Source organism: Salinigranum rubrum (assembly GCF_002906575.1).
Classification (GTDB): Archaea; Halobacteriota; Halobacteria; order Halobacteriales; family Haloferacaceae; genus Salinigranum; species Salinigranum rubrum.
The window spans coordinates 3,880,387-3,894,158 of sequence record NZ_CP026309.1; the positions used below are offsets into that span (position 1 = coordinate 3,880,387).

At 67.9% G+C, this 13,772-nt stretch carries 14 protein-coding genes and 2 pseudogenes; 10 read left to right on the plus strand and 6 right to left on the minus strand.

The features are described 5' to 3' along the window. The first annotated feature begins 55 nt into the window (after window positions 1–55). Window positions 56–571: a DUF7858 family protein gene (locus C2R22_RS19095; protein WP_103427176.1), complete on the plus strand. Its 516-nt coding sequence runs from the start codon at window positions 56–58 to the stop codon at window positions 569–571. Between the two features lie 63 nt (window positions 572–634). On the opposite strand, the gene C2R22_RS19100 is transcribed toward C2R22_RS19095, so the two are convergent. Further along, a complete protein-coding gene (locus C2R22_RS19100) occupies window positions 635–1,369 on the minus strand; it encodes a P-loop NTPase family protein (protein ID WP_103427177.1) in 735 nt (244 codons plus the stop codon). A 141-nt stretch (window positions 1,370–1,510) separates the two neighbouring features. Between C2R22_RS19100 and C2R22_RS19105 the strand changes: the two genes are divergently transcribed. From C2R22_RS19105 to C2R22_RS19110, 3 genes are read left to right on the plus strand one after another with little or no spacing between them, the layout of a single operon-like run. Continuing rightward, the gene (locus tag C2R22_RS19105; RefSeq protein WP_103427178.1) at window positions 1,511–2,245 is read left to right on the plus strand and encodes an alpha/beta hydrolase family protein; all 735 of its coding nucleotides are present in this window, start codon (window positions 1,511–1,513) and stop codon (window positions 2,243–2,245) included. Continuing rightward, complete coding sequence (locus tag C2R22_RS27045) at window positions 2,238–2,363, plus strand: hypothetical protein (RefSeq protein ID WP_281259248.1); 126 nt, start codon at window positions 2,238–2,240, stop codon at window positions 2,361–2,363. The genes C2R22_RS19105 and C2R22_RS27045 overlap by 8 nt, the downstream gene beginning before the upstream one ends. Window positions 2,364–2,380: 17 nt before the next feature. Continuing rightward, window positions 2,381–2,671: a hypothetical protein gene (locus tag C2R22_RS19110; protein ID WP_103427179.1), complete on the plus strand. Its 291-nt coding sequence runs from the start codon at window positions 2,381–2,383 to the stop codon at window positions 2,669–2,671. 113 nt (window positions 2,672–2,784) lie between these two features. Here C2R22_RS19110 and C2R22_RS19115 read toward each other — a convergent pair whose 3' ends face one another. Together C2R22_RS19115 and C2R22_RS19120 are read right to left on the minus strand one after the other, a co-directional pair. After that, the gene (locus C2R22_RS19115; RefSeq protein ID WP_103427180.1) at window positions 2,785–3,105 is read right to left on the minus strand and encodes a winged helix-turn-helix transcriptional regulator; all 321 of its coding nucleotides are present in this window, start codon (window positions 3,103–3,105) and stop codon (window positions 2,785–2,787) included. A 79-nt stretch (window positions 3,106–3,184) separates the two neighbouring features. Then, entirely contained in the window at window positions 3,185–3,952 is a 768-nt protein-coding gene (locus C2R22_RS19120; RefSeq protein WP_103427181.1) for a crotonase/enoyl-CoA hydratase family protein, read from the minus strand. A 407-nt stretch (window positions 3,953–4,359) separates the two neighbouring features. On the opposite strand from C2R22_RS19120, the gene C2R22_RS19125 reads away from it, so the two are divergent. Beyond that, entirely contained in the window at window positions 4,360–4,668 is a 309-nt protein-coding gene (locus tag C2R22_RS19125; protein ID WP_103427182.1) for a cupin domain-containing protein, read from the plus strand. Between the two features lie 54 nt (window positions 4,669–4,722). Here the strand turns inward: C2R22_RS19125 and C2R22_RS19130 are convergent, their stop codons facing one another. Together C2R22_RS19130 and C2R22_RS19135 are read right to left on the minus strand one after the other, a co-directional pair. Beyond that, a complete protein-coding gene (locus tag C2R22_RS19130) occupies window positions 4,723–4,962 on the minus strand; it encodes a hypothetical protein (protein ID WP_103427183.1) in 240 nt (79 codons plus the stop codon). Window positions 4,963–5,103: 141 nt separating this feature from the next. After that, window positions 5,104–5,721, minus strand: coding sequence for a helix-turn-helix domain-containing protein (locus tag C2R22_RS19135; RefSeq protein WP_245902824.1), 618 nt, complete (start codon window positions 5,719–5,721; stop codon window positions 5,104–5,106). A gap of 285 nt (window positions 5,722–6,006) precedes the next feature. Here C2R22_RS19135 and C2R22_RS19140 point away from each other — a divergent pair, with 285 nt between their 5' ends. From C2R22_RS19140 to C2R22_RS19160, 5 genes and pseudogenes are all read left to right on the plus strand, one after another. Next, window positions 6,007–7,518 carry an extracellular solute-binding protein gene (locus tag C2R22_RS19140; RefSeq protein WP_109745703.1) on the plus strand — a complete coding sequence of 504 codons (1,512 nt, stop codon included), beginning with the start codon at window positions 6,007–6,009 and terminating at the stop codon, window positions 7,516–7,518. Window position 7,519: 1 nt separating this feature from the next. Beyond that, complete coding sequence (locus tag C2R22_RS19145) at window positions 7,520–8,497, plus strand: carbohydrate ABC transporter permease (protein WP_103427184.1); 978 nt, start codon at window positions 7,520–7,522, stop codon at window positions 8,495–8,497. After that, window positions 8,497–9,434: pseudogene (locus tag C2R22_RS19150) on the plus strand (carbohydrate ABC transporter permease). Before C2R22_RS19145 ends, C2R22_RS19150 begins: the two are co-directional and overlap by 1 nt. A 4-nt stretch (window positions 9,435–9,438) precedes the next feature. Beyond that, window positions 9,439–10,760: pseudogene (locus C2R22_RS19155) on the plus strand (ABC transporter ATP-binding protein). Between the two features lie 63 nt (window positions 10,761–10,823). Then, a complete protein-coding gene (locus C2R22_RS19160; RefSeq protein ID WP_103427185.1) occupies window positions 10,824–12,302 on the plus strand; it encodes a hypothetical protein in 1,479 nt (492 codons plus the stop codon). 219 nt (window positions 12,303–12,521) lie between these two features. Here the strand turns inward: C2R22_RS19160 and C2R22_RS19165 are convergent, their stop codons facing one another. Continuing rightward, a complete protein-coding gene (locus C2R22_RS19165; protein ID WP_103427186.1) occupies window positions 12,522–13,769 on the minus strand; it encodes an AI-2E family transporter in 1,248 nt (415 codons plus the stop codon). Window positions 13,770–13,772: the final 3 nt, after the last annotated feature.

Consider the following 13,772-nt stretch of genomic DNA (forward strand, 5'->3'; position numbering starts at 1 on the left):
AGATTTGAGTATCGAATACGAGAATTTAATACTGGTGCCGAGAGAGAAGGCTCACATGACGTTGTCGGACATCGCGGCCGGCATCGAGGTCACGACGAAACAGCGCGAGCGCGGCGTGCCGACCGTCGACGGGACGGAGACGGACCTCGACGACCGACTCGCGACGTACGCGGACGCCCTTCCCTGCACGCCGGAGGCGGCGGCGACGGTCCTCGAACGGTACGCGAGCGGAACGAGCGTCGGTGACCTCGCCCGCGCGGCGGGCGTCGCCCCGATGACGGCTGCGAAGACGCTCCATCTCTGTGGCGAGGTGGGAATATCGCCGCTCGGCCCGGTCGGGCGAGAGGTCGTGCGCGACTGGCTCGCGGGCGACCTTACACGCGCGGACGCGGTGACTCTCACCGGCGCGACACCGACGGAGTTCGCCCTCACCGCGTACGTCGAGGCACACGACCCCGTCCCCGGACTCGTCGAGGCGGCCGAGGCGGCGCTCTCTCCTGTGACGAACGCGAGCGTCACGAAACGCGAGACGCTCGCCGAGACGATGACTGACGCCGCCGACCTCGTCTGACCCGTCTTCGACGTCGGTCGACCCCGCTTCATCCTCTCTTCGACCTCTCTTCTGCGCCCCCAGTTACCGCCGCACTCGCTCCGTGACCCCGCTGAAGAGGCCGCCCGAGCCGCCGACGCCGGTCACGTCGCGGTCGAGGAGGCGAGAGACGAGCGAGGCGACCGCCCGTCCGTACCGCTCGTCCGAAAGCGCGCCGGGGAGCGGCCGCTCCGTCGACGGGACGAGGATGTCAGCCGCGTTCCGTTCGTCGCTCCCTTCGACGACCGCGACAGTGTCGACCGTCGCGCCGACGTCGGCGACTCGCTCGCGGAGTCGGTTCGTCGCGTCGGCGCCGCGGTCACCACCGGGCGAGACGAGACAGACGCGCTCGCAGGCGGTCGTCGCCGCGACGGCCTGGTTCGCCGCGAGGGGAGGCACGTCGACGAGCACGTGATCGGCAGCCGCCACCGCCTCCTCGATTCGGCGCTCGAACGCCTGTGCGGCCTCGACGCGCTTCGCGCGGGCGAGTCGCTCGAACGGCGCGTCGACGGGACAGCAGGCGACCTCACCGGGTGCATCCACGTCCAGTTCGACCAGTCCGACGTCCAAGGGGCCGTCCGTCCGATCGGTCACCAGCGTCGTGAGGTCGGGGTCGAGCCGTCCCGAGAGGTAGTCGCCGAGCCCCTGCGTCGCGTAGGCCGCGTCGAGAACGATCACGTCCGCGCCGTCGGCCGCGAGCACGACGGCGGCTTCGAGGGTCGTCCGGGTCGTCCCTGCGCCGCCGGTCGCGCCGACGAACGCGGCAGTCGCGTAGGTCATACCGGCGGTGTCGTGGCCGTGGTAAAAAGCGCTCCCTCGCGACTCTCGGCGTTGATATCGGCTCGCGCTCGTGAGCATCTCCCGGACGGGGCGACGCCCTGATACCGGTTCGGCGTGACTCACTCATCAGAGACCGGACCGATGCCTACGACACACGCCGTCACGACCGACACTGGGGAGAGACTCGCGGCCGTCCACCACGCGCCCGAAACGGCCGGAACAGAGACGTGGCTCGTCTTCTGTCACGGCTTCGTCAGCGACAAGTCCGGGAGCTACGAGGGGCGCTGTGCGCGCGCCGCGGAGGAGGGATACCACGCGGTTCGCTTCGACTTCCGCGGCTGTGGGGAGTCGGCGGGCGAGTTCGTCGACCAGACCCTGCGTTCGAAAGTCGCGGACCTCCGGGCCGTCCTCGCGCACTTCGACGCGCCCTCGTACGCGCTGGTCGGGTCGAGTTTCGGGGCGAAAACGGCGTTCCACGCCGCGGTCGACTCCGACCGGCGGATACGGGCCGTCGCGGGCCGCGCGCCGCTGACGTACAACCGCACGTTCGACGGGATGCGGGCCGTCGTCGAACGCGAGGGGGAGTTCACGTACGACACCGGGCACACCGTGGACGAGCGGTTCTTCGCGGACTTCGAGCGGTACGCGTTCGACGACGTGACCGACGAACTAACGGTCCCGGTCGCGCTCTTTCACGGGGCCGACGACGAGTCGGTCGCGCCCGGGGACAGCCTCGACGCGACGGCGGCGTTCGACGTCAGCGTGTTGCTCCAGGTCCTCGCGGGGGAGGGCCACCGCTTCTCGCGCCCGGCGGAGGTACGGTTCCGACGGCAACTGTTCGACTGGCTCGCGCTCACACTCGCGGAGCGTGAGTGAGACCGCAACGCCCATCCGTCCGCTCGCGGAAGCGCCGACAGTGAGCGTCGCGACGCAACTCGGCTACATGCTCGGTCTCCTGACGCTCGGTGCCGGCGCGCGGGCGGTCGGACTCTGACGCGGCGTCGGCGCGACGTGCTCACCTCGGCCGCCTTCTACGTCGCGCTCCCCGCGCTCGTCTTCGAGTCGACCATGGGTCGAGAGCTCTCGGACGTGCTCGGCTGGCGACTCGTCGGTACGGTCGCGGGGGTGAAGCTGCTGCTCGCGCCGGTCGTCGCGTGGGCGGTGTTCCTCGCGCTCGCCGCCTCGCCGACGACGCTCCGTGCCGTCGTGCTGATGCTCGCGATGCCGCGGCCGTCTCGACGTACATCTGCTCGAGCGAACTCGGCGGTGACGCCGACCTCGCCTCCGCGACCGTTCTCGTGACCACGGTCGCCGCGGTGGCGACGCTCCTGGGTGTGGTGCGGCTGCTGGGCGTGGTGACTCCGTGACCGTGCGGGCTCGCGTCGGTCCGCAGCGCTCGTGGCGGCGCCGTCCCCTCAGTTCTCGACGAGCGGCGTGAACTGTTCGAGCTGTCGCAGTATCTCGGTGAACGCCACGCCGGTCTCGGTGAGTTCGTACCGGGTCCGCGGCGGCGAGTCCGGTATCAGCTCCCTGTTGACCAGCCCGTACTCGGTCAACTGCGTCAGTCGCCGCGACAGCATCGTCGGCGTCAGGCCGTCGAGTTCGCGCTGAATCTCGTTGAACCCGTACGAGTCGGTCGAGAGGAGCCTGAGTACGTGGAGCGTCCACTTGCAGCCGAGGAGCGACCGGAGTTCGTGCCACTCACGGTGCCACTCGGGGGCGTCGGTGTCACTCATGGCTGGTGGGACCGTTCGACCCGGAAGGAAGGGCTCGCTCGCCGAGTGACGACGCTCGTGTCGGTGGACAGCGGTCGTCTCAGTGCTCGAACACCCCGTCGCCGTGGCGGCCTTCGCCGTCGACGAACCGCTTCGCCCCCTCGCGACCGGTCTCCATCGAGTGCGTCCCCCACCACGATTCGATAGCCAGCCCCGCTCGAAGCGACTCGCCGAGTCCCTCGAAGACGGCCCGCCTGTCCGTGCGGACGGTCTGCTGTGGGAAGGCCGTAATCCCCGACGCCATCTCGACGGCGGCCTCGAGCGCGGTCCCGTCCTCGACGACCCGGTTTACCAGTCCCCAGTCGTGCGCCTCCTCGGCGTCGACCGCGCGCCCGGTGTGAATCATCTCCAACGCTCGGCCGAGACCGACGATGCGTGGCAGGCGCTGCGTCCCGCCGTCGGTCAGCGGAATCCCGAACCGACGCTGGAACAGCCCGAACACCGCACCGTCTCCGGCGACCCGCAGGTCACAGAAGAGCGCGAGTTCGAGGCCGCCGGCCACGCAGTGCCCCTCGACGGCCGCAATCAGGGGCTTGCGGACCTCCAGGTGAGAGTAGCCCATGAACCCGGTGTCGCGGCCTTCGAGCGACGCGCCGGCCGCCAGGTCGTGGAGGTCGACGCCCGCACAGAACGTGCCTCCACTCCCGGTAATGACGCCGACGGCGGCGGCGGCGTCGGCGTCGAACCGCACGAGCGCGTCGCGGAGTTGCTCCCCGGTCTCGCGGTCGACCGCGTTGCGACGCTCGTGGCGGTCGATGGTGAGAACTGCGACCGAGTCGGTGACGTCGTACCGAACGTTCGTTGACATCGGCTCTACTCCGTTGGGCGGGCCGATAACTGAGGGGCCCGACTCACGCCAGCGATACCACGTACCGGTACTCGCACCGACCCGGCCGTCGGTCTCCGGCGTCGGGGCACACGCTCGTTCTCGTGTATCGCCACCTGCGCGTATGCGAGCGTACGGAGTCTAGTGTTCGCCGTCCACACGCCGAGAGAGGGACGTCGAGTGGTCAGCTATCGAACGGTGCGTCGGGGGTGAGGTGCGATGGCAGGCGATAGTCGGTTATCGGTCCGGGTTCCGTCCGGTTTCGCCGTCGATACTCCTCGCTCCGACGCGACTGCATCCGAATCGACGAGGGGCCGGGCGCCCTCAGGAAGTACACGCCAGCACCGCCGGGCAAGCGTTTTGCTCGTCCGGGTCGAGCCTCCCGGACGATGCAACGCATCGACACGGCTTCCATGCGCGGCTTCTTCGACGTCGTCGGCGGCACCGACCGCTCGCAGGCGGCGACGATGGTCCTCGCCCCCGGACAATCGACCGGCGGCCCGGAGAACGCCCACGCCGCGAGCGACCAGTGGCTCTACGTCGTCTCGGGGAGCGGCACGGCCACCGTCGAGGACGAGTCGATCACCCTCGAACCGGGCGCGCTGCTCCTCATCGAACCGGGTGAGACGCACGAAATAACGAATACGGGGTCGGCGCCGCTGGAGACGGTCAACGTGTACGCGCCGCCGGATTACTGACCGGGAAACCGTCCGTCAGCGTCGCCGGTCGGCGCGGTCGAACAGGTCGAGCGATCAGTGCTGGCGCAGGTAGATGTGGTCCTCGTCGGACCGGTCGACGTGTTCGTCGCGAATCTCGTTGGCGTCGTCGTCGTCCCAGCCGAGCATCCCCTTGATCTTGTCGGTGAGACTGTCGCTCTCGCTTCGGTCGACCCGTGCGCGGGCACCGTCGATCGTCTGGACCGACCCGACGTGGTGGCCCTCGGCGGTAACGACTCGCTTGTTACGGTCGTCTTCTGTGAACTGATATGCCATTGCACACGTGACAACGGCCCGTTCGGAGGAGTCGCTGATGCTTGCTCGTGCGTGCCGACCCTCGCTGGAGGACCCACGGCGCATCCAGGGTGCCGACCTCAGTGGAGGTCGGGGGGACACCGACCAGAAGCGTGTCCTCGATCAACGACTTGGTCCCCCGTCGAAGGCGTTCCGAGAGGGCCTGGTGAGAGACGTCGAGGTCCGCGGCGATTTCCTTGAGCGTCTCCCCCGCGGGACGTCGTAGTACCCCCGTCGGACCGCCTCCACGAGCGCCCGATACTGCGCGTCGGTGAGGCCGTACCGTCCGGAGGGTTCGCCCTCCATGTCGCGGATCGACTCGATGTCGAACGTGAGTCCGTGTTCGTGACAGAAGTCGTGGGTGCCCGAGAAGCTATCGCGGGTGGGAAACAGCACCCGCAGTCGCCACGCTCCGTCCCGTCCGTACGCTTCGAGGATGGTGGCGTCCGAGTGGGTGAGCATCTGCAGGAGGAGGCGAACGTGTCGAATCCAGTCCATCCGGTAGAGGCGCTCGTCTTCGAACGCGGCGAGTTGCGTGACGGCGCCGACGCTCGGGTCCTCCTCGAAGGCCTGTTCGAGCAGGTCCTCGTCCGCGTTTCGCACCCACAGCAACGGCATGATCGCGTCGTCACCGCTCTCGATGATGCGCTCGCACTCGAAACTCACCTCCGGAACCGACTCCAGCGTGTGGTTCAAAGCGAACTCTTCGGCCGGAATCGAGCCGATGACGATAGTTGTCATGGACTGGCTGGTCGACAAGCGTGGCGGTAGCTCTTTCGGTCGGGGGAGCGTCGTCGCACGCCCCCGTCGCGTACGCCGTGCTCGCGGTGTCGAACGGCGTCGCGTCCGATCTCCGCGCGAGCGGTCCTCGTGTCTCCCCGAGCGTCTCTGGCGTCGAGCCTGGCTTTGCAAGCAGAGAGGATAGACGGCGCGACTGTCGTTGATACGGTGAGTCACGAACGAACATGTCATACGCAACAGGGACTTCCGGTCGGGGCGGTAGACCCCGACGCGGGTGGATCACTCATGCCCGAGCGTGAGGGTCACTCGGCTGACCGGGGCCGATCGGTCGACCGCCGACAGGTGCTGAAGGCGGTCGGTTCGGCCGGTGCCGCCGTCGGCGGCAGCCTCACGGGCTGTCTGGCGCGCGGGCAGACCCCGCCGAGTACGGTTCAGATCGCGGCGAACACCGACGTGAAGAACAACCTCGACGCGATCCAGTCGAAACTGCACGAGGTCGGACTCTCGAAGGACGTCGAACTGAGTGCCATCGCGGGCGCCGCCTCGACTGGCGCTCGCAAGCAGCAGTACAACCGGTGGCTGTCCGCGAACCTCGAACAGCCCTCGCTGTTCATGATGGACAGCGGGTGGACGATTCCGTTCATCGTCCGGAACCAACTCGCGAACGTCTCGGAACTCAGACCCGACCTGGCGAAGACCGTCCAGGACGAGTACTTCGAGACGTTCGTCCAGTCGCTGGAGGACCGTAACGGCGACGTCTACGGCGTTCCGCTCTTTCCGACGACCGGTTCCATCCTCTACCGGAAGGACCTCGTAGAGGAGGCCGGGTTCGCCCCCGAAGACGAAGAGTGGGCGACCACGCCCATGTCGTGGGAACGGTTCTCGAAGGTGACGAAGCGGACCCAAGAGCAGACGGACACGACGTACGGGTTCACCTTTCAGGCGAAAGCCTACGAGGGACTCTCCTGCTGTGACTTCAAGGAGTTCATCGGGACCTGGGGCGGGTCGTACTTCGGGCCGAAGGAGAACCTCTTCGGCCCGGTCGACGGGCGGCCCGTGACGGTGAACAGCGACCCCGTCATCAAGGCGACGAAGATGGTCCGCTCGTTCATCCACGGAGACGCGCCAAACACGCTCGACGCCATCGCCGGGAACATCGCACCCCGGGCCGTCCTCCAGTGGACGGAGGAACCCTCGCGGAAGCCGTTCACGGGCGGTCGCGCCGTGATGCACCGCAACTGGCCGTACGCCATCGCCATCAACGGTGCCGAGGGGGAGTTCGGCGAGGACCTCGGCGTCATGCCCATTCCCTACGGCGTCCGGGAGGACGAGGCGGAAATCGAGGGGTACGGCGGCACCATGTCCTCCCTCGGCGGGTGGCACGTCTGTCTCAATCCGAAGGCACAGAACAAACAACGGGCGCTGGAGGTCATGGAGGCGATGGTCAGCGAGGAGTTCCAGCTGTTCCTCTTCGAGACGCTGGGCTGGCTCCCGCCGCGGCCCGACCTGTTCGAGTCCGAACGCGCGAAGCAGGTGCCGGTCGTCGGGCGGTATCTCGACACGCTGCGGCTGACCGTCGAGAACGCCGTCCCCCGTCCCGTGACCGTCGCCTGGCCGCAGGAGTCGACGAAGATCGCACAGCAAGCGAACGCCGCGTTCAGCGGCGACGCCACGCCGACGCAGGCAATGAAGACGCTCGAACGACAGCTCAACGTCATCGAGGCGGCATCGGACCGGACGAACACGGCTGGGCAGGGCGGGACGTCCCAGAACGGCACCGCCGGCGGAGGGTCGTGAGATGTCGACCGACACCGGCAGCCGTTTCTCGGGGTCGCTCCCCAGTCCGCGGCGGTGGGTCGAGAACCTGAGCGACACGCAGTTCGCGTACCTCCTCCTCCTGCCGGGACTCGTCGTCTTCGGTATCGTCGCGTTCTGGCCGCTGTTCCGGACGTTCCAGATGTCGCTGCACGCGGACGTCCTCTACGGCTCCGAGCGTCTCGGCGCGTTCGTCGGCCTCCAGAACTACGTCGACCTGCTGTTGGGGAACCGCAACGCCGCCCTCCCCCGGCCCTTCTTCGACCTGAGCCAGCCCTTTACGAGCGCGGTGACCGTGACGGTGCTCTTCACCGTCGTCAGCGTCCTCTTCGAGACGCTGCTCGGGTTCGGACAGGCGCTCGTGCTGAATCAGGAGTTCAGGGGGCGCCGCTGGGCGCGCGTGGCCATCATCCTCCCGTGGGCGGTGCCCATCGCCATCCAGGGGATGATCTTCTACCTCCTGTTCCAGCCGACGGTCGGCTTCCTCGTCGAACCGCTGCACCAACTCGGCCTCTTCTCGGCGACGCCACAGTCGAGTAGCTTCGACTCGCTCGTCATCGTCATCGTCGCCGACGTCTGGAAGACCTCCGCGTTCATGGCGCTCATCATCCTCGCGGGCCTGCAGAGCATCGACCGGTCGCTGTACGACGTCGCGGACGTCGCGGGCGCGTCGAAGATAGAACGCTTCCGGACGGTCACGCTCCCGCTCGTGCTCCCGTCGGTCCTGGTCGCGATGCTGTTCCGGACCATCGGCGCGATGCGGGTCTACGGACTCATCGACACCGTCTCGTCGTGTAGCACGGTCCCGTCGCTGTCGTGTCTGGTCGTCCAGTCGTTCAGCGCGAGTCGGTACGCCTCCGCGGCGACCGTCGCGTTCGTCACCGCCGGCATCATCGCCGTCGTGGTGTCCATCTACATCGTCAAGTTCGCCGACGTCGAGGGCGGCGGAGGTGGGTTCTGATGGCGACGAGCGACGCCGAGAACGACCGGAACGCCCTCCAGCGGTGGGCGAGCGGGGCGATGCAGAACCCCGATCGAACCTACCGGGCGCTGTTCTACGTCGTCACCCTCTCGTTCCTGGTGACGACGCTGTTCCCCTTCTACTGGCTTCTCGTCCTGGCGTTGACGCCGAGCAGTCGACTCACCGACGTCGGTCTGCTGCCGAACGGGTTCAACCCCGAGGCGTTCGTGACGGTGTTCACGAAGGTGCCGTTCCACCTCTACATGTTCAACAGCATCGTCATCGGGCTGTTCACCACCGCGCTCGTGCTGGTGCTCGCGAGCCTCGCCGGCTACGCGTTCGGCCGGTTCGACTTCCCCGGCCGGACGCCGCTGATGCTCATTTTCCTCGCCATCAGCTACTTCCCGCCGGCGGCGTTCCTCCTCCCGCTGTTCCAGCTGTTCACGGCGAACATCACGTTCTTCACCCTCCCCGGGGGTCGACCGTGACCAGTCCGATGCTGTTCAACGGGCCGGGGTCGATGGTGCTCCCGTACACCGCGCTGTTCCTCCCGCTGTCGATATTCATCCTCACCACCTTTTACAGCCAGATTCCCGACGGGCTGGAGGACGCCGCGCGCGTCGAGGGGAACTCGCGGCTCGGGGCGCTGGTCAAGGTCATCATGCCCCTGTCGGCACCGGGGGTCGCGACCGCGGGCGTGCTGACGTTCATCGCGGTGTACAACGAGTACTTCTTCGCGTTCTTGATGACCGACGGTCGGGTGCAGAACTGGGCGACAATCGTCTGGGGCCTCCTCAGCTACCAGGGGCGGTTCCAGACCTCGTACAACCTCATGGCGGCCGCGAGCCTCGTCGGGGTCATCCCCATCGCGATCATCGTGGTCGTCGCGCAGGAGAAGATCGTCAGCGGGCTCACCGCCGGCGGACTCAAGGAGTGACACCATGGGAGACGTAACATACGACGACATCACGAAAGAGTACGGAGACGAAACGGCAGTCAGAAACCTGAACCTCGACATCGAGGACGGCGAGTTCGTCACGCTCGTCGGTCCATCGGGCTGTGGGAAGTCCACGTCGCTGGAGATGGTCGCCGGGCTCACCGACCCGACGTCCGGTTCCGTCTACATCGACGACGAGGACGTCACGGACCTCCCCCGAAGGAACGGGACATCGCGATGGTGTTCCAGAACATCGCGCTGTTCCCGCACATGGACGTCTACGACAACATCAGCTACGGGCTCCGCCTCCGCAACGTCGACAAAGACGAGGTCGACCGCCGGGTCGACGAGGCCGCGGAGATGGTCCAGATGGGCGGCATGCTCGACCGGATGCCCGACGAGATGAGCGGCGGGCAGCAACAGCGCGTCGCCATCGCGCGGGCCATCATCCGCGACCCCGCGGTGTTCCTGATGGACGAGCCGCTGGCGAACCTCGACGCCAAACTCCGGGTCCACATGCGGACACAGCTCCAGCAACTCCACCGCGAACTCGACGCGACCATCGTCTACGTCACGCACAACCAGGAGGAGGCGATGACGATGTCGAACCGCATCGCGGTGATGGACGAGGGGGAACTCCAGCAGTTCGCCGAGCCGTTGACGTGTTACTATCGCCCGACGAACCGGTTCGTCGCCGGCTTCATCGGGTCGCCCTCGATGAACTTCGTCGAGGGGACGCTCACCGACTCCGGCGTCGAGACGGCGTATTTCACGCTCGACGTCGAGCGGGACCTCCCGGACACGGAACCGGGACAGGACGTGACGGTCGGCGTCCGTCCGGAGGACGTCACCATCGCCGCGGACGCCACGTTCGAGACCGACTCCGGGCCCGTCGGTGCCGCGGACGCGTCGGACATGGACGGCACTCCCTCCCGGTCCATCCCGGTCGAGACGGACGTGCTCGAACCCGTCGGCGACGACATCTACGTCTACACCGTGCTGGTCGACGAGCGCCCCACCGCGACGTCCGGGCAGTCGCGCGCCACCGCCGACGGCGGGACGGCCACCGATCAGTCCGGCATGGAGGACGTCGAGTCGAACGACGACGCCGAGGCGGGCGCGATGGAGTCCGAAGAGCGCCTGCTGATGAGCATCCCGCCCATGCCCGACATGGACACCTACGAGGCGGCGGGCCAGCGGACGGAGATCGTCCTGAACCGCGAGATGGTCCACCTGTTCGACGCCGAGACGGGCGAGGCAATCACTCACGACCTCACCGCCTCGGGCGAGAGCGGCGACGACACGGACGAGAGCCGCTCACGGTAGCGCAACGACGACCCGGCAGTCGCAGGGCCTCGGCTGAAGCCTGTTCGTCGCCAATAAATCGTTATGGATACGCGACAGCTGGCGTCGCGGGTCGAAGCGATCTGCGCGCGTGACCCGGCACCGTTCGACGCGCGGGTGCGCGAGGAAAGCGAGTGGTTGCTCGACGCGGTGTCCGAGGGGGAGTTCGACAGCGACGTCCGCACCGTCGGGCTGGAGCACGAGTGTTACGCCGTCGACGAGGCCGGCGCGCTCACGACGGTCTCGTCGCCCCCCGACGACCTCCCGGGCTGTGAGGAGGAGATCGGTCGCCACCAGCTGGAGTTTCAGGTCAGCCCACAGCCGCTCTCCGACAACGGACTCGACGCAGTCGAGGCGGAACTGCGGGCGCGGTTCGAGGCGGCGAGCGACCGTCTCCTCGGGTCGGGCGAGCGGCTGGTGAGCGACGGGATGTGGACGATTCCCGCCGACCAAGGCTCCGTCGCGTACCTCACCGACTGCGAGCGGAACGACACGACGGCGCTGGCGACGAACATGGTCGACGCCGCCCGCTACCACGCACAGGGGCGGGCGGCGGACACGAAACTCGACGCGCCACACGTCACCTATCACGGCGAGACGGCGCTGTTGAACAGCCTCACGACGTCGATCCAGCCGCACTGCGTCGTCCCGACGGCGACCGACCTCCCCGAGTACTTCGGGTACGCGCTGCGGGTCGCGGGGCCGCTGCTCGCGCTCGGCGTCAACTCCCCGCTGTTCCCCCCGGACCTCTACGACGACGCGGACGCGGAGACGATTCTCGCCGACTGTCGCATGGAGAACCGCATCGGCGTCTTCGAGAGCGTCATGAACAGCGAGGGCGCGCCGCCGAAAGTCGCCTTCCCCGAGGACGTCGACTCGGTCGCGGACGCGGTCGACGCCATCGTCGACGACCCGACGCTCCTCCCGGTCCAGTCCGACGACGCCGGCCGGCTCACGCACTTCACCCACAAACACGGCTGCTACTGGCGCTGGGTTCGTCCCGTCTTCGACGAGGGAGGCGACGGAACCGCGAACGTCCGCATCGAGTTTCGGCCGTTACCGGGACAGCCGACAATCCGCGACGGCGTCGCGTTTCTCGGGCTGTTCGCCGGCCTCATGACCGACCTGCCGTCCCGGGACCACCCGGTCGCGGCGCTCGACTGGACCGACGCGCGCGACAACTTCTACGCGGCCGCGGCCGACGGTCTGGCGGCCGACCTCCGGTGGATCGACCGCACGGGCGAGCGAACGACCTCGACCGAAGAGCTGTTCGACGACCTGTTCGCGTGTGCACGCGACGGACTGGAGGCGGCCGGGTTCGAAGCCGGCCGCGCGACCGAGATCCTCGCGCCGCTCACTGCACGCGTCGCGCGTGAGCGGACGCCCGCGCGGTGGACGCTCGACCGGGTCCACGACCGTCTCGACGGCGGAGCCTCGTTCGAGCGCGCCGTCTCCGCCACGCAGCGTGAGTACCTGCGTCTGCAGCGTGTGACGTTCGACCACGGACGGTTCGACTCGTGGTAGAGACGGTCCACGCCTCGGGAGCAGGACGGCGCTGAGCCGCCCGACCCACCGGAGGGGAGAACGTCGGCGTCGAGCCACCTCCGCCCCGTCGGTGGTCGACCGGGATGTCGCGGGACGTGTCTCGTTCGAGCGGCGGTGACAGAGGGTCGGCAGAAGGAGTCGGCGAGTCGGGAGCGAGTGGTCCGGCCCACCGCACACGGACGTTCTCGCCCAAACGGGTCAGTCGTCGGCCGTCTCGCTCTGTCTGGGGACGTCCCCGACGGGTTCGCCCCGGTCGGGGACGTCTTCGACGTCCTCACCCTGGTCGGGAACGTCCTCGCGCTCCTCTCGGGGGTTCGTCCCCGGGTCGGTGTCGACCAACACCGACGGGCGGGGTCGATCGCCGCGCAGCAGTTCCGGCAGGACGAGACGGACCGCTTCGAGCAGGAGAATCATCAGAATCGGCAGGAGGAAGAAGCCGTACCAGCCGAACACCATCGGCCCGATGATGAACGAGAAGAGGAGAAGCGTCGTGTCGAGGCGACGCCCCGAGAGGTACGGCTGGACGAGCGCCTGCGGAACGAGGTCGAGAACGAGGACGTACACGACGCCGACGGCACCGACGAACGCGAGTTCCGTGCCCCCCGACCGGAGCGCCTGGACGCCGAGATACGCGAGGACGGGGACGTAGACGAGTTTGCCCACGACGATCGGGACGAGGCTCGCGATGCCCGTCAAGAGTCCGAGCGCGAGTACCATCGGGACGGCCATCTCGTCCGGGGCGAGGAGGTTCGTCGCCCAGTAGACGACCACCGCGACGACCGCCATGAGCATCGCGAACAGGAAGTTACCGAAGAACACCGACTCGAGGTCCTCGTCGACGGCGGCGGCGTACGCGTACACCGTCGTGTCGCGCCCGCCGACGAGGTCGACGAACGTCGACGACAGCCCGTGGTCTCTGGCGAGCAAGACGTACGAGAGCGTCACGGCGAGCGCAAGCAGCATCAAGAGCCCGGTGACCGCCCCCACGACCTGGGTGACGAGGTCGACGTTCGAGAACAGCGCGCCTCCCGACCCACTGAGCACCGCCGTCGGGTCGGAGAGGAGCGTCTGCACCTGCTGGCGCTGTTCGGGTGTGAGCGAGCCGAGGACGTTCAGTCGGTCGACTAACGAAGCGGGCGTGAGCGGGTGAGACATCCGCTGGAGCCGACTGAGGGCCCGGACGCCCAGGTAGAACACGAGCAGGACGACCGGAACGAGCACGGCCAAGACCGTCGCGACGGCCGCGACCTGCCGCGACTCCACGACGGACTCGACCCGGTCGCGGATCGGCCGCATCGCGTAGTACCCGAACACGCCGAGGACGACCATTCCGACGACGTGCCAGGCGACGAACGCGGCGCTCGCGACGAGACCGACGACGAACAGCAACCATCCGAGGTGGGCGTACGTCGTCGAGGAGTCTCGGAGTCGGTCTGAGTCAGGCATTGT